Source organism: Flavobacterium sp. RHBU_3, from assembly GCF_046613565.1.
Lineage (GTDB): Bacteria > Bacteroidota > Bacteroidia > Flavobacteriales > Flavobacteriaceae > Flavobacterium.
The window spans coordinates 156,289-177,455 of record NZ_JBKJHC010000005.1; the positions used below are offsets into that span (position 1 = coordinate 156,289).

The window sequence follows — 21,167 nt, forward strand, 5'->3', positions numbered from 1 at the left end:
AAGCCCCCCTTAACTACCTAAATTTTAAATAATTACTAAAATGAAAAAAGCATTATTTCTATTATTGCTATTGCCTTTTATTGGCTTTTCTCAAAATGCCACAGTAACAGCTTCTGAGCTTCTTGTACGGTGGGAAGGTACCAGGATAAACGATAGTAGTCCTTCAGCTGTGCCAATGTATTACAACGGTGGTTCCGGTACAATGACTACTCCGTCATCATTTTCTGCTGCTAACATAAGCGGAGGTGGTATAAACTTTAACAGTAGTGATACCTATACAGGTTTTTATAGTAGCGGCTGGCCTAGTAATGCTAGTGCTAATACTTCGTTTGATTACAGCAAGTATTACGAATTGAAGATAACGGCAGCTACGGGCAAAAAGATATTGGTTAAGAACCTTACATTTAAATATAGCAATCAAGCAGGTGCATACAGGATTATTTATAAAAAGAGTTCAAACAATACTCCTTCAGATAACTCATTTAATTCAGGGACAGATCTTACTACTAATACGTCTGCTGCATCTACTGCCGGGCAAACAATGAGTTATTCATTTGAATCTAACTATTATGTAAATGCCGGTGAAACCTTGTACATAAGGATATACGCATACCAAGTGGATCAGTATTATAATGTTTGGTTTCTTAAGCACGATCCTATAGTTAATAATGCTGCGAGTACAAGCAGTGATGGTCCTGCTATTTACGGTGTAGTTTATGATGCGGCGACAACAGGTGTTACTGCTAATAATGACACAGCTACTACTGATTATTTAACCCCGGTTACTGTTAGTGTAACTTCTAATGATTTTACTTCAAATTCTAACATCAATTCTGTTACCATAGCAAGTAACCCATCTAATGGTACTGTTACTATTGTTAACGGTACCCAGATAAAATATACACCTAACAGTGGTTATATCGGTACGGATTCATTTACGTACAAATCTGTTGCGGCTAACGGAAATACAAGTAACGCCGCTACGGTTACTATTACTGTTACTTCGCCACCTGCTCCTACAGCAGTAAACGATTCGGCTACTACAGATTATTTAACCCCGGTAACACTAAGTGTAACCTCTAATGATACTGCTGCTTCGGGTTCTACTATCAGTTCTGTTACTATAGCAAGTAACCCTACTCATGGTACTGTAACTGTTTTAAACAATACCCAAATAAAATATACGCCTAACAGTGGTTATATAGGTTCAGATTCGTTCACTTATAAAGCTGTTGGTGCTAACGGTGTTTCAAGCACTGCTGCTACAGTTTCAATGACTGTAACTTCGCCTCCTGCTCCTACGGTAGCAAACGATACTGCAAGTACAATCTCTACACAGCCTGTAACCATCAGTGTAACTTCAAACGATACTGCTGCTTCAGGTACTACTATCAGCTCTGTTACTGTTGCTTCAAACCCTGCGTACGGTACAGTTGCTGTAGTAAATGGTACCCAAATTACATATACGCCAAACGGTACTTATGCAGGAAACGACACCTTTACCTACAAAGCTGTAGGTTCTAACGGAGTATCGAGCACTGCTGCAACTGTAACTGTAACCGTTGCTGCTTATGTAGCGCCGGTAGCAAACACTGATACTGTAATTACAGCTGTAAATACACCAATTACTATAGCGGTAACATCTAACGATACTGCCGGTAACGGTACCATATCTTCTGTGGCGGTAGTATCTAGCCCAAGTAATGGTACAGCTTCAGTAAGCGGAACTTCGATACTATATACCCCAACAACAGGTTACTTAGGTTCAGATACTTTTACATACAAGATAACAAACTCTTACGGCTACACTGCTACAGGTACTGTAAACATTACAGTTGCCCAGCAGGGGCTAAGCGGAAACCCTCTTAACGGTATTTACGTGATAAGTGGCACTACACAAACAGAATACCCTCAGTTTAGTACTATTACTGCTGCTGTAAACTACCTTAACACTTATGGTATTTCAGGCCCGGTTAAGTTCCTTTTGAAAGATACTGCTTATACTAATACTACTGAAACGTTCCCTTTCACTATAAACACGATAGCTAACAGTTCTGCTACTAATACAGTAACTTTTAAGCCTTATTCGGGTATTACTACAACTATTACTGCTACTAATGTTAATAACTATACTGGTGTGCCTGCAATCTTTATCCTAAAAGGAGCGGATTATGTAATATTTGACGGTAGTAATACTGATGGAGGAAGTACAAGAAACCTTAAGTTTGTAAACAATGATGACATAACTTATGTAGGTCGTTCTGTAATATGGATAGCCAGTAACGGTAGTGCTGATGGTGCTACAAACAACACAATTAAGAACTGCTACATGAAAATGACTGTTAAAAACCAGGGTGGTGCATATTGTGTGGCAGTATATTCTGGAAAATACGAGATAGGTGATAACAATAGGATGAATGTTGTGGCTGCTGAAGCTAATAACTCTAACCTTACTATATCGGCTAACGACGTAGATAACGTAAAACAAGGTGTGTATATTAATGGTAACGCTACTACGCTTACAACAGGTGTTTATGTAAGTGGTAACGACCTTGGTGCTGCTACAACAGAGACAATTATTTGTCCGGCTTCGTTTGTAAACGTTAACGGCTTTACTTATACAGAGAACTATATTTATAACCTTTACAGAAATACTAACGATGGTAGTTTAATATCTGCCGGTGTATATGTAAGCGGAAACTCTTCTAACGGTACTATTACCCGTAACCAGATAAAGAATATTACTAAAACCACTACTGAGTATCAGACGTTTGGTGGCGTAGTGCTTGCTTCTACAAATACAAGTTCAAATATTCTTGTAGCAAACAACTTTATAGCAGATGTTTCTGCTCCAGGTAACGGAGGAGTATTTATTAACGGATATGGTATTGCAATTAATGGCGGTGGAGGCTACAAAATATACAACAACAGTGTGTCGCTTAATTATACACAAGATGGAGCTTCAGGTTACTCAGCTGCTCTTTATGTTGGTGGTACTGCTTCTGCTGTAGATGTAAGAAATAATATATTTGTTAACACCCAAGCAGCTACAAACGTGCGTAGGTGTGCAATAATAATAGACGGATACATCAGTCAGATTTCGAACCTTGATTACAACGTAATTTATTCAGCTGATAAACTTGGATATGTAGGTGATAATGCTGCCTGGAGTGATAATCCTGCTTACCAGACTGCACTTTCAGGTTGGCAATCAGCAACCGGCAAAGAGGTTAATACCATAAGTGTTAGTCCTGTGTTTGCAAGTGCTACAGACCTTCACCTTGATGGTAATAATACAACAAACGATCCTATAAACAATTCGGCAGCTGTTCTTGCACTCGTTACTAAAGACATAGACGGACAGGTAAGGAGTACTACTACACCAGACAGGGGTGCAGATGAATTTGGCCCACTGGCTTACCCAACCCCTACAGGTACTACAGGTATTTACTGTGACAGCGCTACAGTATGGAACGGTACTTCATGGAACAACGGTGATCCTTCGGCAAGCAAAGACGTAGTGTTTGCTGCTAACTATACACAAACAGGCGGAACGTTTTACGGATGCTCTATGTATGTGCTAAACGGTGCAAGTGTAAACTTCATAAGCAACAGTACAGCAATTATAACACACGCTGTAAACGTACAAAGTACAGGTACCCTTACTTTTGAAAGCGGATCAAACCTGATACAAATAGAAAACGACGCTAACTCTGGTACTGCTACAATAAAACGTAACAGCGGTTACCTAAAAAGGCTTGACTATACTATGTGGTGTGCACCGGTATATGATGACAGGGCTACAGGTTACCAAACGCTACTAGCTTTCTCGCCAGCTACTGTAACAGGACGTTTCTATCGCTACAGTGCAGTAGAAGGTCTTTATATTCCTCAAGCTGAAGCTACTACTAAGTTTGCTAAAGGTGCAGGTTACTTAATCCGTATGCCAAATGCCGATGCTACACAGGGTTACAACGCAGGTCTTACAAGGATGACTTTTGCAGGTGTTTTTGAAGGTGTACCTAACAATGGTACAATACGTACAGCGCTTACTTATGGGGATAGTTCACATGCTTTCAATTCAATAGGTAATCCTTATCCATCGCCAATAAGCGCCGTAGACTTTATCAATGCTAACCTTAATAATATTGATGGTACACTTTGGATATGGAGGAAAACGAATAATCAAACTCAAACTTCATACGGTACAATGAACCTTTCAGGTTATGTAGCTAACAGTGCTCCTGGTGGAGATAGTTCATCTGGTAACTACAATATAGTAAACCCGTTCACAGTAGCTCCAAACAAAGGTTTCTTAAACACGGCCCAAGGCTTTATAGTAAAAGCTTCTGGTGCAGGTAAAGAAGCTATTTTCAGAAACGATATGCGTATCGCTACTCAGTCTACAAGTTTCTTTAAATCAGCTGCAGCTGCAACTACTGCTCCTGAAGAAGAAGTTGAGGTAAACTTTGGCGACCGTGTATGGATTAACGCTACAAGCGAAGCAGGTGATTTCTCTCAAACACTTATAGCTTACAACCCGGTAACTACAACAGGTATTGATAACGGTTACGATTCACAAGCTCTTTCTCCTGGTAGCATCAGCCTTTATTCACTGCTTACACAGGAAGATGTTGTAAAAAGCATGTCTATACAAACACGTGGTGGTTTTGTTAACACAGACGTAGTGCCTCTAGGATTTACAGCTACAACAGCAGGTGTTTACACATTTAGTCTTGATAATATGGACGGTGTATTTGTAGACGGACAAAAAGTTTACCTAAGAGACGAGCAAGAAGGTTTAGTACGTGATCTTACACTGAACAACTATACTTTCGAAACTGCAGCAGGTACTTTTGATAACAGGTTTACAGTGTTCTATACCGCAGAAGCAGCTCTTGGTACTGATAGCCCTGCGCTAACTACTCCATCTGAAGTAGTAGTATACAACAGCAACAACGAAATTAAAGCTACTGCATCTCAAACAATAAAATCAGTAGTAGTGTACGATACACTTGGAAGGATGCTTTACCAAAATGCAAAAGTTGATAACGCTGAATTTGCATCAGGTACAATTAACGCTTCTAAACAAGTTGTAATAGTAAACATGACACTTGAAGGTGGTCAGGTAGTTACTAAGAAAATAATGATGAACTAATATAATACCTGTCCCTGGGGTCCAACCGGGGACGGTTATTAAAAAATATGTACAGAAAAATCAAAAGCTTTATTGTGGAAATTTTACTTCTACCCCCTCATTTCCACAATTGTTTAGTAATTTTTTAGTTGGATGCCGGCCCCGGAATCCCCCCTCCGGGGCCGTTTTTAAATCCACTACTGTATAAAGATCTTGCTGTAATTTTTCTGAATTAAAAATTATAGCATGTTTTAGTAATTTTTTAGTTGGATGCACAATAGTGGGTACCGTAAGGTGCCCATTATTTATTTATAGCGGTTACTAATTTTTTGTAATGGAATTGTATTTACTAAAGCTGAATCTGGCGCTCTATTTGTTGTTCCAGCGAAATAAAAGTTTCGGTACGGCTCACGCCCGGTATAGGTTGTATACGGTTATTAAGCAGTTGCATTAAGTGCTCATTGTCACGGCATATTATTTTTATAAGTATGCTCCAGTTCCCGGTGGTGTAGTGGCACTCCAGTACCTCGGGTATTTTTTTAAGCTCTTTAACTGCTTCCGGGTTACTCGATGCCTTATCAAGATAAATACCTACAAAGGCCATGGTACTGTATCCTAAAACCTTTGTATTTACAGTAAACTTAGATCCCGATATAACTCCCGATTGTTCCAGTTTACGCAAACGCTGGTGTATTGCTGCACCAGAGATGCCTATTTTGCCGGCTATTTGTAGTATGGGTTTTCGGGCATCTTCCATAAGGTAGCGTAGTATCTCTTTGTCTATGCCGTCTATTTCTATTTGTGCCTGGTTTATTTTCATGGCTTATGGTTTTATACAAAAATACAACTTTCACTTACAGTTTTTTGTTAGAGACCCTTTTTTGATTGATTTTCAAAAAAACAAAGGCCGCGCTTTTATGCGCGACCTCAATAACCAGAAAATATGCTAAGACCTTAAAGCCTTATGATGCCTGTAACATAAGGAGGTAGTCCTTCCAGTGGCTGGTATATTTCCACTATGGCTTCCCAGCCGCCTATAGGTGCCTGTGGTAATGATGCATGGCATTTAAAGCGATAGTTCATTCCGGCTACTACCTGAGAAGATACAGCCTGCGGCTTATAGTTAACGCCTATAATACCTTTCATGGCTTCGTTAAAAATTGCCAGTTCCTGTGCAGATGGTTCACGGTATGGTGTCCATGCGCCTGTTTGTAAGTCTGTTGCGAAAGTGTTTTGAGTTGACATAATAGTAATTTGTTGGATTTTGATTTCCTACTCGTATGGCTTTTCGGTATCGCCCCGTTTTTAGGGTGGTTTCTGGCTCCACCGTTTTAATCAATATTGATAGGTGCAAGCTACTGTAATCCAGCGGGTTGTGTTAGGGTGTAAATACCTGTTTTTAATAGCTGCGTATTTATGTGTACGCAGTTATAATTCAGTTATTTACATTTTGGTTTGTAAAACAAAAATCCCCTGCTTACACAAGGGATTCCCGGAATAATTATATTGTGTGTAGTATGGTCTTAACTGGCTACATTAAACGGATTGTAGCCCTGGTAGGGTACCTGCTTTTCATGGAATACAATGCCATAGGTTTCCAGTTCCTTTAAAATAGGTTCATATACCTCGCGGTTTATAGGAAGCTGCACTCCCGGAGTGCTTATTACCCCGTTAAGTATTTTAAGTGCAGCTATGGCTACAGGAAGTCCTACGGTTTTAGCCATGGCGGTATACGTTTGGTCTTGGCCTATGCATACCATGGTGCTGTCTATCTGTTCTTTTTTACCGTTAATTTCATAGCCAAATTTATGGTACATTACTATCATGTCTTTATCATCCGGTGATAGTGTCCATTTGTCAGATAGTATCTTTTCCAGTATCTGGGCTGGAGTGGCATTATGTAGTTCTACTTTTTTATTTGGGTTAAAGAGATCCAGTTCCAGTAGTTTTTCCCACAATATATCGTCCTGGTCTATTTTAAGTATATGACGCAGTTTCAGTTCTACCGAATCAGTAGGGTGGTAGGGCAGAAAAGAGTTGGTAAACTCCCGGTAGCTCATTTTGTCGCTGTTCTCCATTATATAGGTGTCTTCCGTCATGCCCAGGGTAACAAACATATTCCAAGCCCTTGAAAAGCCCACACGGCGTAGTGTGCCGCGGTATAGCGTAAGCACATCGTCCAGGCCATATACGCTGCGGTACTTTAACGAATCGCGGTTAGCGTATCCTTCAAAACGCCCGTAGCCCTCTACGTCCATAAACTCGGTCCTGCGAAATAGCTTATTGTAAGGTATGTACTTATAGGTGCCTTCCTGTATAAACTTGGCAGCACCTCCTTGACCTGCCAGTACCACATTTCGAGGGTTCCACGTAAATTTATAATTCCATAGATTGTTATCGCTTTCAGGTGCTACCAGTCCTCCACAAAACGATTCAAACAGCATAATCCTGCCACCTTTGTCTCTTATTTCATCTATAATCTTCATGGCGCTCATGTGGTCTATACCGGGGTCGAGCCCACATTCGTTCATAAAAACAAGTCCGGCATCTTTTACGCGCTCATCCAGCTCGGCCATTGCAGGGCTTATATAGCTGGCGGTAACCATATGTTTTTTGTATGTAATGCAGTCTTTAGCTACTTCATAATGCAGGTGTGCGGGCAGCATGCTTATAACTATATCAGCTTTTTTTATTTGTGTATGGCGTTGCGTTTCATTAAAAATATCAAAGGCTATAGCTGTAGCGCGGGGGTGCCCTTTGGTTTTTCTTTCGGCAAGTTCGGCAGAAAGATCACCTATTGTTATGTGCAGGTTTTCAGGTTCGGATTTGTCCAGCAAGTAATCAATAAGTGATGTTGCTGATCGCCCTGCACCGATTATTAAAATATTTCGCATGTTGTGTTTGTATGTTTTGTAACACGAAAGTAATAAATTGTTACATATTAAAACACCATCCTGTATTGTTAAATCTTAATTTGTGGGTAACTTTACGGTGCAAAATTTACATAAAATGGAAAGAAATATATTAGCCACTGCTGCTTTTTTAGGAATGACAGGTATTTTACTGGGGGCTTTTGGTGCTCATGGTTTAAAAAAAATCGTTGAGCCCGAATCTGTTGCTTCATTTGAAACCGGCGTACGTTACCAAATTTATCATGCCCTGTTTTTGTTATTTGTAGCATCTGCAAGTATATTACCCGAAAATGTAAAAAAACAGATATTTATCCTGGTGGTATCAGGAGTTGTGCTTTTTTCAGTTTCTATCTATTTACTGGCTCTAAAGAAGTACATTCCTTTCGAAATTAAGAAATTTGGCATCATTACACCTATTGGAGGATTGTTACTAATTTCGGCTTGGGGAGTGTTATTTTTACACATAATTAAACGAAATACGTAATTTGACTATAATATTTTATGGTCAAATGATTTTATCCGTATCTTTGGGGCAGTAAATAACCCAAACATTGACCCAGAGTATGGATAACTACAGCCTTTTTACGAAAACGATTTCGCTTGAATCACTCGGAATTACTGGGGCTACAGTAAAGTACCAGTTGCCTCCGGACGAATTACACAACATTACCCTTGAAAAAGGGCTTGGCACAGAAACCGATACCGGTGCGCTGGCCATTAACACCGGTGCCTTTACAGGCCGCTCTCCCGAAGACCGCTTTATTGTTAAAGATGCCATTACCCAAGACAGGGTATGGTGGGGTAAGGTAAACATTCCTTTTGATGCAGATAAGTTTGATGCTCTGTACAACAAAATGATGCAGTACCTGTCTAGTAAGGAGCTTTATGTGCGCGATGCCTATGTGTGTGCCGATCCGGCGTACAGGCTTAATGTAAGGGCGGTAAACGAGCTGCCTTCGGGCAACTTGTTTTGCTACAACATGTTCCTGAGGCCTGAGGCTGATGAGCTTGATGAGTTTGATGCAGAATGGCATGTAATTTCTGCTCCGGGCTTTAAAGCAAACCCTGAAACCGACGGTACACGATCTGAAAACTTTGCGATACTGAATTTTACCAGGAAAATAGTGCTTGTAGGAGGTACGGGATATACCGGTGAAATGAAGAAAGGTGTTTTTTCGGCGCTAAACTTTATACTTCCTGTGTTTAAAGATACTTTTCCTATGCACTGTAGTGCCAATGTGGGCAAGGATGGTGATACCGCCATTTTCTTTGGCCTTTCGGGTACGGGTAAAACAACGCTTTCGGCCGATCCTTCACGTAGGCTGATAGGTGACGACGAACACGGCTGGACGCACGAAAATAGTGTGTTTAACTTTGAAGGCGGTTGTTATGCAAAAGTGATTAATCTTACTGAGGAGAACGAGCCGGATATTTTCAGGGCTATAAAGCGTGGTGCCTTACTTGAAAATGTGGTGTTTAAACCCGGGACTAAAGAGGTAGATTTTGAAGATGTAAGCATTACACCAAATACCCGTGTAAGCTACCCTATAGATTTTATTAACGATATTCAGCCAGGCTCAGTGGGGCATAACCCTAAGAATATCTTCTTCCTTAGTGCTGATTCATTTGGTATACTGCCTCCGGTAAGTAAACTTACCCCGGGTCAGGCTGCATACTGGTTTGTTAGTGGCTATACCGCTAAGGTAGCCGGAACAGAAGAAGGTGTTAAGGAACCGCAGCCCAACTTTTCGGCCTGCTTTGGTGCGCCGTTTATGCCGTTGCATCCTGCTACATATGCCGAAATGCTTATAAATAAAATGCAGGAGACCGGCGTAAATGTGTGGCTTATAAATACCGGCTGGACGGGTGGTGCTTACGGCACTGGTAGTCGTATGAAACTACGCTATACCCGCGCCATGATAGCGGCAGCGCTAAATGGTGAGCTGGATAAAGCTGCTTTTGTTACCGAGCCGTATTTTGGACTTGCGGTGCCGCAAAGCTGTACTGGTGTGCCAAATGAGGTGCTGAACCCAAGGGATACCTGGCAGGACAAACAGGCGTACGACGAAAAAGCGCAGGAGCTTGCGGCGAACTTCAGGGAAAATTTTGCTAAATTTGAGGAGTTCTCAAATGATGAAATTATAGCCGGCGGTCCGCTGGCATAATTGTGGATTTTTAGAATAGATGTTTTTGGAAAGGGCTGCCCGGGGACGGGCAGCTATTTTTTTTGTAAAACTGTATTTGTAAGATTGATTAACAGGTATAAAAAAACCGCTCAACGAGCGGTTTTTTTTGTATATAATAGTAATGTTATTTTGCCTTGTTTACTTCGTTTATGTATTTTTCAAGTGCCATTGTCATACTCGGTGTGCCCGGTGCGGGTGCCATTATATCTACACGAAGACCGTGATCCAGTGCTTCTTTTTGTGTAGTAGAGCCAAATACAGCTATGCGGGTATTGTTCTGCTGAAAGTCGGGGAAGTTTTTAAACAGCGATTTTATACCTGTAGGGCTAAAGAATGCCAGTACATCATAGTACACATCTTTAAGGTCGCTAAGGTCGCTCATCATGGTTTTGTAAAAAGTACCCGGAGTCCAGTCTACCTTCAGGGTGTTTAGTACCTGTGGTATGTCGTCGTTCAGCTGATCTGATGCCGGAAGTAGAAACTTCTCGTCTTTGTATTTTTTTATCAGTGGAGACAGTTCGGCAAAATCCTTCTGGCCTACATATATCTTTCTCTTGCGGTACACTACATACTTTTGCAGGTAAAAGGCAATAGCCTCGCTTTGGCAAAAATATTTAAGTGTTTCCGGAACCTTATATCGCATTTCTTCTGCTACGCGGAAAAAGTGGTCTACAGAGTTTTTGCTGGTTAGGATAATAGCAGTGTAGTTGTTAAGGTCTATCTTCTGTGCCCTTACATCCTTGGCGCTAACGCCTTCTACGTGGATAAAAGGCCTGAAGTCTACTTTTACCTTCAGTTTGTTCTGAATTTCAAAGTACGGTGAATTTTCTACTTTAGGTTCCGGCTGCGAAACCAAAATTGTTTTCACTTTCATAAATATAGTTATTATCTAGCGATTGGTGAACCAATAATATAGGAAAAAATAAGGTGCTATTTCAAGAGCGCAAAGATACAAAATAAAGTAAAACAATTTACTGAGTATCAATTTTTGATAAATCCTCAATGAAATAAGATACGAGAGGATGCTGCCGGCCACTATAAGGCCTAAAATTATGTATAGTACAAAGGCTTTTGGGGCTAAATTGTAAAACAGTACTACGTTTACGGGTAGCAGCAGCATGCCTATATAAGCCCGATAGTTTACCTTATGCAGGTTAAACTGTTCGTTAAATTCTTCTATGTCAAAAGCCGTGGCTATAATTTTTTCTATAAGATATTTTGCCAGTACAAAACTGCTTATTAGTGTAAGCAGCTGAATAAATTTCAGGAAACCGCCCTGGGCACTTTCTCCATAAAAATACACCAGTATAAACTGTAGTAAAAAGGCATAAGATACCACTTGTACAATGAAGAAAGAAATGGTAAACCAGCTTTGCAGGTTGCTGCTGTCTTTGTATATTTTCATATACTTATCAGACCAGGCAAGTTTTGTAAATTCGGCAAAGCGAACTTCAAAAACAGTGCGGTTTACAGCTATAATGGCAAAACAAAGCACAAATAGATACGTAGCCCAGTCATGAGCTCCTATAATGCGTTCGTGCAGTGTGAAATTATCCATTGCGCAAAATTAGTATTTTTTATTCTTGTGGTCGTTAATTCTCATTTAATTGTTTTTTAAGCGTTAATAAATACCTACTTTTGCACAAAATTCTACCAGGAACATGAACGACGGAATCGTAATAATTCCTACCTATAACGAAATCGACAATATTGAAGCCATTATCAGGGCGGTATTTGCTCAGGATGTGGCTTTTGATGTGCTGGTGGTTGATGATAATTCGCCCGACGGTACCGCTGCAATGGTGCGTGAGCTACAGGCCGAATATCCGTCATTGCACCTGGAGGTCAGGGCCGGAAAATCAGGACTTGGTACCGCATACGTGCACGGCTTTAAATGGGCCATAAAAAACAAATACGAATACATCTTTGAGATGGATGCTGATTTTTCGCACAACCCTGCTGATTTGACCAGGTTGTACGAAGCCTGCCATAAAGGAGCCGACCTGGCTATAGGATCTCGATACGTTACCGGAGTAAATGTTGTAAACTGGCCGCTGAGCCGTGTGCTTATGAGCTACTATGCCAGCAGCTATGTGCGTGCCATAACCGGAATGACCATACGCGATGCTACTGCCGGTTTTATCTGTTACAAAAGAAAAGTACTGGAAAGTATTAACCTGGACCGCATAAAATTTGTGGGTTACGCGTTTCAGATAGAAATGAAATACCGCACTTATGCTAACGGGTTTAATATTGTAGAAGTACCTATTATATTTACAGACCGTACTAAGGGCGAAAGTAAAATGAGCTCGGCCATATTTAAAGAAGCTATATTTGGAGTAATAAGGCTGCGCTGGAAAAAAATGCTGAACAGACTATAAAACGACCATGAACAGGATACTTATAAGGAATGCCAAAATTGTAAATGAGGGTACAATTTTTGAGGGCGACCTTTATATTGAGGACAAGATTATAAAAGAAATTGCGGATAAGATAAGCCCTAAGTCGCCCGATGTGAAAATCATTGATGCTGAGGGGAGTTTTCTTATACCGGGAGCTATAGATGACCAGGTGCACTTTCGTGAGCCGGGACTAACCCATAAGGGTAATATAGAAACCGAATCGCGTGCTGCCGTAGCGGGTGGTATAACCTCTTTTATAGAACAGCCTAATACGGTGCCAAATGCGGTAACGCAGGAAATTTTAGAACAGAAGTATCAAAGGGCTTCAGAGGTTTCTTATGCAAACTACTCTTTTATGCTGGGTGGTACTAACGACAATATAGAAGAGATACTAAAAACCAATCCGAGAAACGTAGCCGGTATAAAACTGTTCCTGGGGTCGTCTACCGGAAACATGCTGGTAGATGACGAGCAGGTGCTGGAAAAGATTTTTAGCAGCACAAGCATGCTTATCGCTGCACACTGCGAGGATGAGGCTACCATACGCCAAAACCTTGAAAAATATAAAGCAGAATACGGTGATGATATCCCTGTAAAATTCCATCCGGAAATACGCAGTGCCGAGGCTTGCTATATATCATCGTCGCGTGCTATAGCGCTTGCTAAGAAAACCGGCGCCAGGCTGCACGTTTTCCATGTGTCTACGGCTATAGAAACCGACTTGTTTACCAATAAAATTCCTCTTGAGGAGAAGAAAATAACTGCCGAGGTATGTGTACACCACCTATGGTTTACCGATGCCGATTATGCTACAAAAGGTTCGCTTATAAAGTGGAACCCGGCGGTAAAAACGGCTGCAGACCGCGATGCGTTGTGGAAAGCCCTGCTGGACGACCGCATAGATGTAATTGCTACAGACCATGCGCCACACACCCTGGAGGAAAAGAAAAATCCTTATACTTCATCGCCAAGCGGTGGGCCGTTGGTACAGCACAGTGTAGTGGCTATGTTTGAAGCTTATCACCAAAAGAAAATTTCGGTAGAGAAGATTGTGGAGAAAATGTGCCACAACCCGGCCAAACTGTTCCAGATAGAAAAGCGCGGCTTTATCCGCGAAGGTTATTATGCCGACCTGGTTATTATAAACCCGGGACTGCCATGGAACGTTAAAAAAGAGAACATACTGTACAAATGCGGCTGGTCTCCATTTGAAGGGGTTAACTTTAAATCGCGCATTACACATACTTTTGTAAACGGTCAGCTCGTTTATAATAACTTTAAGGTAAAAGACATCCGTTGTGGCGAAAGGCTGCTTTTTGATCGCGGATAAACCTTTGAACCAAAATAAAGTATACATTTGCCCTATGAAGAAACTGGCTGTAATAATACTGGCGCTTATGGCAATAGCCTGTAAAGACGAGGTAGTGCCTAAGCCTAAGAAGCTTATTAGCGAAAACCAGATGGTAGACATATTATATGATATGGCTATAATGCAATCAGTAAAATCATATAAGGCATCGGCGCTGGACAGCAGTGGTGTAGACCCGAAGACCTACATTTACAAAAAGTACAAAATAGACAGTCTTACGCTGGTACAAAACCATACCTGGTATGCATCTGACCTTAAGAATTATGAGAAGATGCAAAAAAAGATAACCGGGCGTATAGAGCACGAGCAGGAAAAGCTGGGTGTAAAGAAGCCTCAGGCTAATGTAGCTGACCCTGCAAATCCGTCTAACCCTGCAAACCCTAACCGTTTTGACAGTCCTTCTTCGGGCGGTGGTACACCTTCGGCAGGAAGCCCGGCTTTAGCACCTGAGAACAGGCAGTTGCCACAGTAACAATAAAAATCTGATTATATAATGTATCCCAATGTACAGTGAGGCTGAGCATGTCGAAACCGATTGTATATTGGGATATTTTTTGATAAGACTAAGTAATAGAAATGAATTATCATTATTCCTTAAGTTATTAAACTTCATTAAATTTGGTCGTGTCCTAAAAGCAAATAAAAATCAACCAAATTATGAAACCGGTACTTAAACATCTTCTTTGGATTGTTCCGTTAGCTGTCTTTATATTATTTTTCATGTCAATTGTGACCTCTGATACGGTAGGCTTTTTTAATAAAATTAATAATACAGAATATACGCTTGCCGACACGAAGTTTAAACTCGTAAAGACAGATGGTACAGATACAATTGTGGATTTAAAAGGCGACAAGGCAAAGTTTTTTCATTTTTGGGGAACTTTTTGTAAACCCTGTATCGCCGAAAAGGATTCCATAGAAAAGTACAGGAAGCATTTTGGTGCAGTAGACTTTTACATGGTTTCCCCTGAAAGCCCGGAAAAGGTGCGAAAATTTATGGAAAACAGGAAATTAAACATGCCAGTGTATTGTGCCGATACAACCCAGTTTCCGTTCAAGGAGAAAGGCATCCGTTTTTTTCCTACTTCAGTTGTCATCCAGCATGACTCTGTAGCCGAAACTGCTGTAGGCTCAATGGAGTGGAGTGCTGTAAAATTTTAATTTATACAATAAACATCAAGCTCCGCAATTGCGGAGCTTTTTTAATACTTTGTATATTCAGGGGCAAGTTCCTTGAGGTAAGGTTTCATATCTGTAAAAGTATATCCCAGTACTTGCTTTATTTTACTGTTGTCAAAAGGTTCTGTGGTATATGCCGAATGTGCCATGTGTTTTGTAAGCAGGCGTTTGCGCATTAACAGCCGGCTTAAAAGCCAGTCAAACCGCCATGCAAAGCTCATTAGTGGTTTACTGGTGTACATTACGGGGCCGCTTTTGTCCATTCCCGCTGCTATGGTATCCAGCATCGTTTTAAATGTAATGTTTTCTGCCACCAGGGTGTAGCGTTCGCCGTTAATGTTGCTGTCGGTAAGTTGTATCATTACGTTTACCACGTCTTCTACGGCTATTATGCCACAATTACCCAGGGTGTAAAAATACTGTCCGCGCTTTACGGCTTTAAACACCGCTCCGCTGCCTTGGTTCCAGTAGCCTGGCCCGAAAATAAGCCCGGGGTTTACAATTACTACATTAAGGCCTTCCTGCCAGCCGCGCCATACTTCCATTTCGGCACCGTATTTTGTAATCTGGTAATCGCTGTGGTAAGCTTCGGGGTTCCATTCGGTTTCTTCGGTAATCGTGCTGCCGGGTACTACAGGGTCGCCCAATGCCGCTATAGAACTTACATGGCAAAATTTCTGTATGCCAAAAGCCAGCGAGAGGTTTACCATATTGGCAGTGCCTTCTATGTTTACTTTGCGCAAAACCTCCTCATCTCTTGGGTCAAAAGATACATTTGCCGCACAGTGGTATACATGGGTTACACCTGTAAAGGCTTCCTCAAGGGCAGGGATGTCATTTATATCGGCAGGTACCCATTCTATGGTGGCAAACTGTTCCTGCTTGCTGTATCGCGAAAAAAGCTGACGGGTTTTATCTATATTCTGTTTGTTGCGGTATATGGCACGCAGAGGTGTGTTACCCTCCGCGAGCTTCAGTAGCAGGTGGCCGCCTACTAATCCTGTTCCGCCGGTAATTAGTATCATGGTAACAAATATAAGCAATTTGGCGGGTGGATTAATAAAACATCACGGCCTTAACGCCTTAGTAATGCTAAATTATTGCTTAAAAATATTCACGAAAGTTGATTAGCCTTTGTATTTTTGCAACCGCATTAAAATCACTAATATGAAAAATTTTGTAGCCGAATTACAATGGAGGGGCATGGTGCACGACATTATGCCGGGAACTGAAGAGGAACTGCTTAAAGGTATGACGACTGCGTATATTGGGTTTGACCCAACGTCGGATAGCCTTCACATAGGCAGCCTTGTGCCAATTATCATATTAGTGCATTTGTATCGTAGCGGTCATAAGCCCATTGCTCTTGTAGGTGGTGCCACCGGTATGATAGGCGACCCGTCGGGTAAAAGTGACGAGCGTAACCTGCTGGATGAAGCCACCCTTGAAAAGAACGTAAACGGTATTAAGGCTGTGCTTTCGCGCTTCCTTGATTTCGATTCTAAAGAAGCCAATGCGCCGGTGCTGGTAAACAACTACGACTGGATGAAGGAGTTTTCGTTTATCAACTTTGCGCGCGATGTAGGTAAACGTATTACCGTAAACTACATGATGGCTAAAGATTCTGTAAAGAAACGCCTTAGCGGTGAAGCCGGTGCGGGTATGTCGTTTACCGAGTTTACCTACCAGCTTATTCAGGGATACGATTTTTACCACCTGCACAAAGCTTACGGAGCCAAACTACAACTGGGCGGCAGCGACCAGTGGGGTAACATTACTACGGGTACAGAACTTATCCGCCGTATGAATACCGAAGAGAGCCTGAAGGAGGCTTACGCCATGACCTGCCCGCTGATTACTAAAGCCGACGGAAGTAAATTCGGTAAATCTGAAGGGGGTAACGTATGGCTTACTGCCGATAAAACTTCGCCGTATAAGTTTTACCAGTTTTGGGTAAAAACTACCGATGTTGATGCTGAGAAGTACATTAAGATATTCACCTTCCTTGGTGAAGAAGAAATAAACACACTGATAGAAACGCACAGGGAAGCGCCACACCTTAGGTTGCTGCAAAAGAAACTTGCCGAGGAAGTAACTACCTTTGTACACGGTAAGGAGCAGTATGAGGAAGCCCTGCGCAGGAGTGAGTTTGTATTTTCTAAATACAACTATGAGCAGCTGAACGCCGTGAGCGAGGATTTCTTTACTGATATTTTTGGTGAGTTCTTCTATGCTGATATTACTGCTGAAAACCTTAGTGAGGAGCAGGATCTCGTGGAGCTGCTTGCCGATGTTACCAAGATATTCCCGTCGAGGGGTGAGGCCAGGAAAGGCATTGCTGCAAATGCAGTAGCGGTAAACAAAGAAAAAATTACTGCCTACTACAAGATAACCAATAAGGACTTGGTTTTAGGTAAGTACATACTGGTACAGTTTGGTAAAAACAAATCGTTTGTTTTAACGCTAAAATAAGAAAAGAGGCTTCGGCCTCTTTTTTGTTGCTGTATAGTTTCTTGTTTCGTAATTAGGTTCTAAAAATCTAACCTTCCAGAAATCTAAAAATCCAATCTACAAAACCATCAAATTACATCCCCTAATGTCGCTGTTGTCAAAACGGCCCAGGACTTCAAAGCTTTGGTTCGGGTATTTTTTACCCAAATCCTGTGTGGCTATAAACGAGCAGGAATTGTAGTTGGCCAGGTCTATTACATTAACCCCGCCGGTTTTTCCGTAGTCTATATAGGTAAGGGCATCTTCGGTATCGCGGATAAGAATATCCATCCACGGTGGGCACTCAAAAATGCCATCGCCCAGGGAGTAGGCTTGCGACAACAATTCCGTCATACCGTATTCAGAATGTATTTTGCTTACCCCGAAACCGTTACATAATATTTCGTGCAACTCCTCGCGAATCATTTCACGGCGTTTGCCTTTCATGCCGCCGGTTTCCATTATTATTGTATTGCTCAGGCTGAATTGCTGTTTTTCAACCAAATCCAGCAAAGCGTAGGTAACGCCTATAAGCAGTACGTTTTGGCCTTCTTTATCCAGCGTGGTGAGTTTTGTAATAAGCTCATCATAGTTGCGCAGGTAGAAACCACTGTCGGGGTTGTTAGATCCTTCAATCAGGTCGGCCACCATATAAATTAACGACGAGCCTTCGCGATCCAGGTAAGAGGGTAGGAGCGCCAGTACGGCGTAATCTTCAATATTGCCATAAAACTGAGAAAATGCCATGCGGAAACTCTGTTCGTAGTAGCTTAGGTCGGTAACAAGGTGACGGCTGGTTATGGCGCCCGTAGTACCGCTGCTGGTAAAGGTTTCAATAACAGAGTCGGTGGTGCTTACTACCTCATGCGATTTAAAAAACTGTATGGGTAAAAACGGAATATCGTATATGCGCTTTACGTTTTGCTTGTCGCGTTTCAGCAGCGTACAAAAATCTCGGTATACCGTATTATTGTCATACTGATGACGAAACACCTTCATGGTGATTTTTTCGAACTCTTTCTTTGAGGATATGGTAAATATATCGGCTGCGCTAACCAAGGTAATAATGTTTTTGCAAAGGTATGAAATAAAAAAGCACCGCTGTAGGGCGGTGCTTTCGGTATGGTATAAAGAAAGGATTATTTTACAACAAGTTTCCTTGTAGCAGTTTTGCCTTCTTCGGTAATGTTTACAATGTATACACCGGCAGTAAGGTTGTTTACATTTACAGTGTTGTTTACTGTTTTGCCTGCAAATACCTGTTTGCCAATAATGTCATAAATAGCTACTTCTTTAACACCGTTAGTGTTTGAAGTAACATTTAGTACGTTTCCGCTAAGTGGGTTAGGGAATACTTTAAGGCCAGCGATGTCGTTTTGGTTAACGCCTGCTGTTGCCTGGTCGTAGAACATTACATCATCATAGTATATAAGGCCAGAGTTTGCGCCGTCAGCTTGTTGGTAAACCCTAAAGTCTAACCTAAAAAGTGTAGCTGTAGCAGGAGCAGTTAGTGTATAGGTAACTTGTTGCCACCCTGAAGTGTTTTCATAATAACCCGGTTGTAGCACATCGGCGTTATCTGTTAGCTGAGTAGCGGTGTCTACCCTCCAAGAAGCCCAATGCCTACCACGTGCGTTGTCGCTTTCGTCTTTAAACCAGTATGAGAAAACATAAGTGTGGCCCGCTGTAACAGGTATGTCAGCTATAGCTGCTTTTACGTTTCCGGTTCCTGCAGGTGCTGTAAATAGTGCTGCGCTAGCGCCGCCGTGTAGTTCGGTAGTAGATTGTGTAACTGTTCCACCATTAGTAGCAGGGGTTACTGTAAAGCCTTCCGGTGCTCCGTCAGTCCATGCTTCAAAGTCTCCATTAGGAACAAGATTCGTTTGTGCGTTTACAGCTGTTGAAGCCAAAGCTGCAATAAATAAAGAAGCGTAAAGTTTTTTCATGTTCAAATTTGTTATTAATCCAACAACAAATATAGAAATCTTGAAAAAACTTTACGCTTATGTAAAGTTAAAATTAAGAATATTTTGGCTGGAAACACTCAGTTTCCGGGCTAAAACTATTTTACAACAAGTTTTCTTGTGTCAGTTTTGCCTTCTTCAGTAACGTTTACTATATATACACCGGCAGTAAGGTTGTTTACGTTTACGGTGTTGTTTACTGTTTTACCTGCAAATACCTGCTTGCCTATTATGTCGTAGATAGCTACTTCTTTAACACCATTAGTGTTTGAAGTAATGTTAAGTACGTTTCCGGTAAGTGGGTTAGGGTATATTTTAAGCCCTGCAATGTCGTTTTGGTTAACGCTTGCAACAGTGTTATCTACAAATGAAAAATCATCGTAGTAAACATATCCGCCTACATTTGTTGTAGACTGCCTGTAAGTCCTTACCTGATACCTTAGGTAAGAAACGCCTTCCGGTGCAGTTGTAGTAACCACGTTGTTAATCCAGCTTGGGTCGTTGCTAGAGTAAGTAGCTATTTGTAAAGCACTCTGATCAAAACCTGAAGTTGCGTATGCTGAGTCTAACCAGGCAGACCAAAGCCTTGTTGAAGCAGAATCGTCATTATCAAGGTACCAGTAGCTAATGGTGTAGCTGTGTCCTGGTGTTACAGGGATAAGATCATCATACTCAAGGTACTGAGTAGAGTTTTGAGATTGGTGCTTAGCAGAGCTTGTTCCTCCGTGTACTATAGTAGTTTCCTGTGTAAGGAAGTTGTTTATACTTGGAGATCCACTTGTACCTGTATAAGGCGTGTATTGTTGTGGAGCACCGTCGGCCCATGTTTCAAAACCAGGGTTAGTTAGTAGGTTAGTTTGTGCATTGGCTGCTACAGTAACCGCAACAGCAGATAAAAGGGTGTAAATCTTTCTCATTTAGGCTTTTGTTTTTATTAATCCGGCTACAAATGTACGCAGATTAGGTGTAACTAACTGCTGCCTTGTGTGAAATTATGATTAATTTTTGACCGGAATAGTGAAAAAATTACTTAACGATAAGCTTCCTGGTTTCGGTAGCATCGCCTTCTTTTACTTTAATGATGTATACGCCGGGTGTAAGTTCGGAAATGTTTACTTCTTTTCCGGTAAGGTTTACGGCAAGTACGCGTTTACCCAGTACGTCATAGATTTCTACGTCTTTGTTTTGGCCACTTTTAGAAGTGATGTAGAGGCGGCCGCCACTGGCCGGGTTAGGGTAAATGTTAAGCCCTTCTATAGGCTCTTTACCTCCGGCAGGTGTTGCTTTGCTTTCCTGGGCAGCGGCGCCTAGCGAAAACAAAGTGAACAGCAAAATGGTGATATAAAAGTAATATTTCTTCATACGCTCTATCTACGTTTCAAATTTAAGAAATTATTTTCAAATACCGTACCAAATTTTGTTATGAAAAATTATTAAATTTTATACTGTTATTTTAACGTTTGAAGCGTGTATTATTTAGTGTAAATCTTAATATAACGAAAAAAGCACCGCATTGCGGTGCTTTTGT

The 21,167-nt window shown here is 41.4% G+C and carries 18 protein-coding genes; 8 read left to right on the forward strand and 10 right to left on the reverse strand.

The window, feature by feature from the left end; genetic code table 11:
* Positions 1-40 precede the first annotated feature (40 nt).
* Positions 41-5,158 carry a beta strand repeat-containing protein gene (locus tag ACLI1A_RS08950; protein WP_411408302.1) on the forward strand — a complete coding sequence of 1,706 codons (5,118 nt, stop codon included), beginning with the start codon at positions 41-43 and terminating at the stop codon, positions 5,156-5,158.
* A gap of 328 nt (positions 5,159-5,486) precedes the next feature.
* Here the strand turns inward: ACLI1A_RS08950 and ACLI1A_RS08955 are convergent, their stop codons facing one another.
* From ACLI1A_RS08955 to ACLI1A_RS08965, 3 genes are all read right to left on the reverse strand, one after another.
* Positions 5,487-5,957, reverse strand: coding sequence for an Lrp/AsnC family transcriptional regulator (locus ACLI1A_RS08955; protein ID WP_411408304.1), 471 nt, complete (start codon positions 5,955-5,957; stop codon positions 5,487-5,489).
* Between the two features lie 134 nt (positions 5,958-6,091).
* The gene (locus ACLI1A_RS08960) at positions 6,092-6,382 is read right to left on the reverse strand and encodes a hypothetical protein (RefSeq protein WP_411408306.1); all 291 of its coding nucleotides are present in this window, start codon (positions 6,380-6,382) and stop codon (positions 6,092-6,094) included.
* A 278-nt stretch (positions 6,383-6,660) separates the two neighbouring features.
* On the reverse strand, positions 6,661-8,031 hold the full coding sequence (locus ACLI1A_RS08965; protein ID WP_411408307.1) for a saccharopine dehydrogenase family protein: 1,371 nt from the start codon (positions 8,029-8,031) through the stop codon (positions 6,661-6,663).
* A gap of 115 nt (positions 8,032-8,146) precedes the next feature.
* Between ACLI1A_RS08965 and ACLI1A_RS08970 the strand changes: the two genes are divergently transcribed.
* Entirely contained in the window at positions 8,147-8,533 is a 387-nt protein-coding gene (locus ACLI1A_RS08970; RefSeq protein ID WP_411408308.1) for a DUF423 domain-containing protein, read from the forward strand.
* A gap of 79 nt (positions 8,534-8,612) precedes the next feature.
* Entirely contained in the window at positions 8,613-10,214 is a 1,602-nt protein-coding gene (gene pckA / locus ACLI1A_RS08975) for a phosphoenolpyruvate carboxykinase (ATP) (RefSeq protein ID WP_411408309.1), read from the forward strand.
* A gap of 145 nt (positions 10,215-10,359) precedes the next feature.
* Here pckA and ACLI1A_RS08980 read toward each other — a convergent pair whose 3' ends face one another.
* Together ACLI1A_RS08980 and ACLI1A_RS08985 are read right to left on the reverse strand one after the other, a co-directional pair.
* Positions 10,360-11,109 (reverse strand): uroporphyrinogen-III synthase, encoded by a 750-nt coding sequence (locus ACLI1A_RS08980; RefSeq protein WP_411408310.1) that lies wholly within the window; start codon positions 11,107-11,109, stop codon positions 10,360-10,362.
* Positions 11,110-11,124: 15 nt separating this feature from the next.
* Complete coding sequence (locus tag ACLI1A_RS08985) at positions 11,125-11,793, reverse strand: DUF4271 domain-containing protein (protein ID WP_411408311.1); 669 nt, start codon at positions 11,791-11,793, stop codon at positions 11,125-11,127.
* Positions 11,794-11,896: 103 nt separating this feature from the next.
* Between ACLI1A_RS08985 and ACLI1A_RS08990 the strand changes: the two genes are divergently transcribed.
* From ACLI1A_RS08990 to ACLI1A_RS09005, 4 genes are all read left to right on the forward strand, one after another.
* Positions 11,897-12,616 (forward strand): polyprenol monophosphomannose synthase, encoded by a 720-nt coding sequence (locus ACLI1A_RS08990; protein WP_411408312.1) that lies wholly within the window; start codon positions 11,897-11,899, stop codon positions 12,614-12,616.
* 7 nt (positions 12,617-12,623) lie between these two features.
* On the forward strand, positions 12,624-13,967 hold the full coding sequence (locus ACLI1A_RS08995) for a dihydroorotase (RefSeq protein WP_411408313.1): 1,344 nt from the start codon (positions 12,624-12,626) through the stop codon (positions 13,965-13,967).
* A 34-nt stretch (positions 13,968-14,001) separates the two neighbouring features.
* Entirely contained in the window at positions 14,002-14,478 is a 477-nt protein-coding gene (locus ACLI1A_RS09000; RefSeq protein ID WP_411408314.1) for a DUF4296 domain-containing protein, read from the forward strand.
* Between the two features lie 185 nt (positions 14,479-14,663).
* Positions 14,664-15,167 carry a TlpA family protein disulfide reductase gene (locus ACLI1A_RS09005; RefSeq protein WP_411408315.1) on the forward strand — a complete coding sequence of 168 codons (504 nt, stop codon included), beginning with the start codon at positions 14,664-14,666 and terminating at the stop codon, positions 15,165-15,167.
* Between the two features lie 41 nt (positions 15,168-15,208).
* On the opposite strand, the gene ACLI1A_RS09010 is transcribed toward ACLI1A_RS09005, so the two are convergent.
* The gene (locus tag ACLI1A_RS09010) at positions 15,209-16,210 is read right to left on the reverse strand and encodes an NAD-dependent epimerase/dehydratase family protein (protein WP_411408316.1); all 1,002 of its coding nucleotides are present in this window, start codon (positions 16,208-16,210) and stop codon (positions 15,209-15,211) included.
* A 142-nt stretch (positions 16,211-16,352) separates the two neighbouring features.
* Here ACLI1A_RS09010 and tyrS point away from each other — a divergent pair, with 142 nt between their 5' ends.
* Positions 16,353-17,657 (forward strand): tyrosine--tRNA ligase, encoded by a 1,305-nt coding sequence (gene tyrS / locus ACLI1A_RS09015; RefSeq protein ID WP_411408317.1) that lies wholly within the window; start codon positions 16,353-16,355, stop codon positions 17,655-17,657.
* Positions 17,658-17,753: 96 nt separating this feature from the next.
* Here tyrS and ACLI1A_RS09020 read toward each other — a convergent pair whose 3' ends face one another.
* From ACLI1A_RS09020 to ACLI1A_RS09035, 4 genes are all read right to left on the reverse strand, one after another.
* On the reverse strand, positions 17,754-18,734 hold the full coding sequence (locus ACLI1A_RS09020; RefSeq protein WP_411408318.1) for an acyl transferase: 981 nt from the start codon (positions 18,732-18,734) through the stop codon (positions 17,754-17,756).
* Between the two features lie 80 nt (positions 18,735-18,814).
* On the reverse strand, positions 18,815-19,621 hold the full coding sequence (locus ACLI1A_RS09025) for a T9SS type A sorting domain-containing protein (protein ID WP_411408319.1): 807 nt from the start codon (positions 19,619-19,621) through the stop codon (positions 18,815-18,817).
* A 116-nt stretch (positions 19,622-19,737) separates the two neighbouring features.
* On the reverse strand, positions 19,738-20,556 hold the full coding sequence (locus tag ACLI1A_RS09030) for a T9SS type A sorting domain-containing protein (RefSeq protein WP_411408320.1): 819 nt from the start codon (positions 20,554-20,556) through the stop codon (positions 19,738-19,740).
* Positions 20,557-20,665: 109 nt separating this feature from the next.
* A complete protein-coding gene (locus ACLI1A_RS09035) occupies positions 20,666-21,001 on the reverse strand; it encodes a T9SS type A sorting domain-containing protein (protein WP_411408321.1) in 336 nt (111 codons plus the stop codon).
* Between the last annotated feature and the right edge of the window lie 166 nt (positions 21,002-21,167).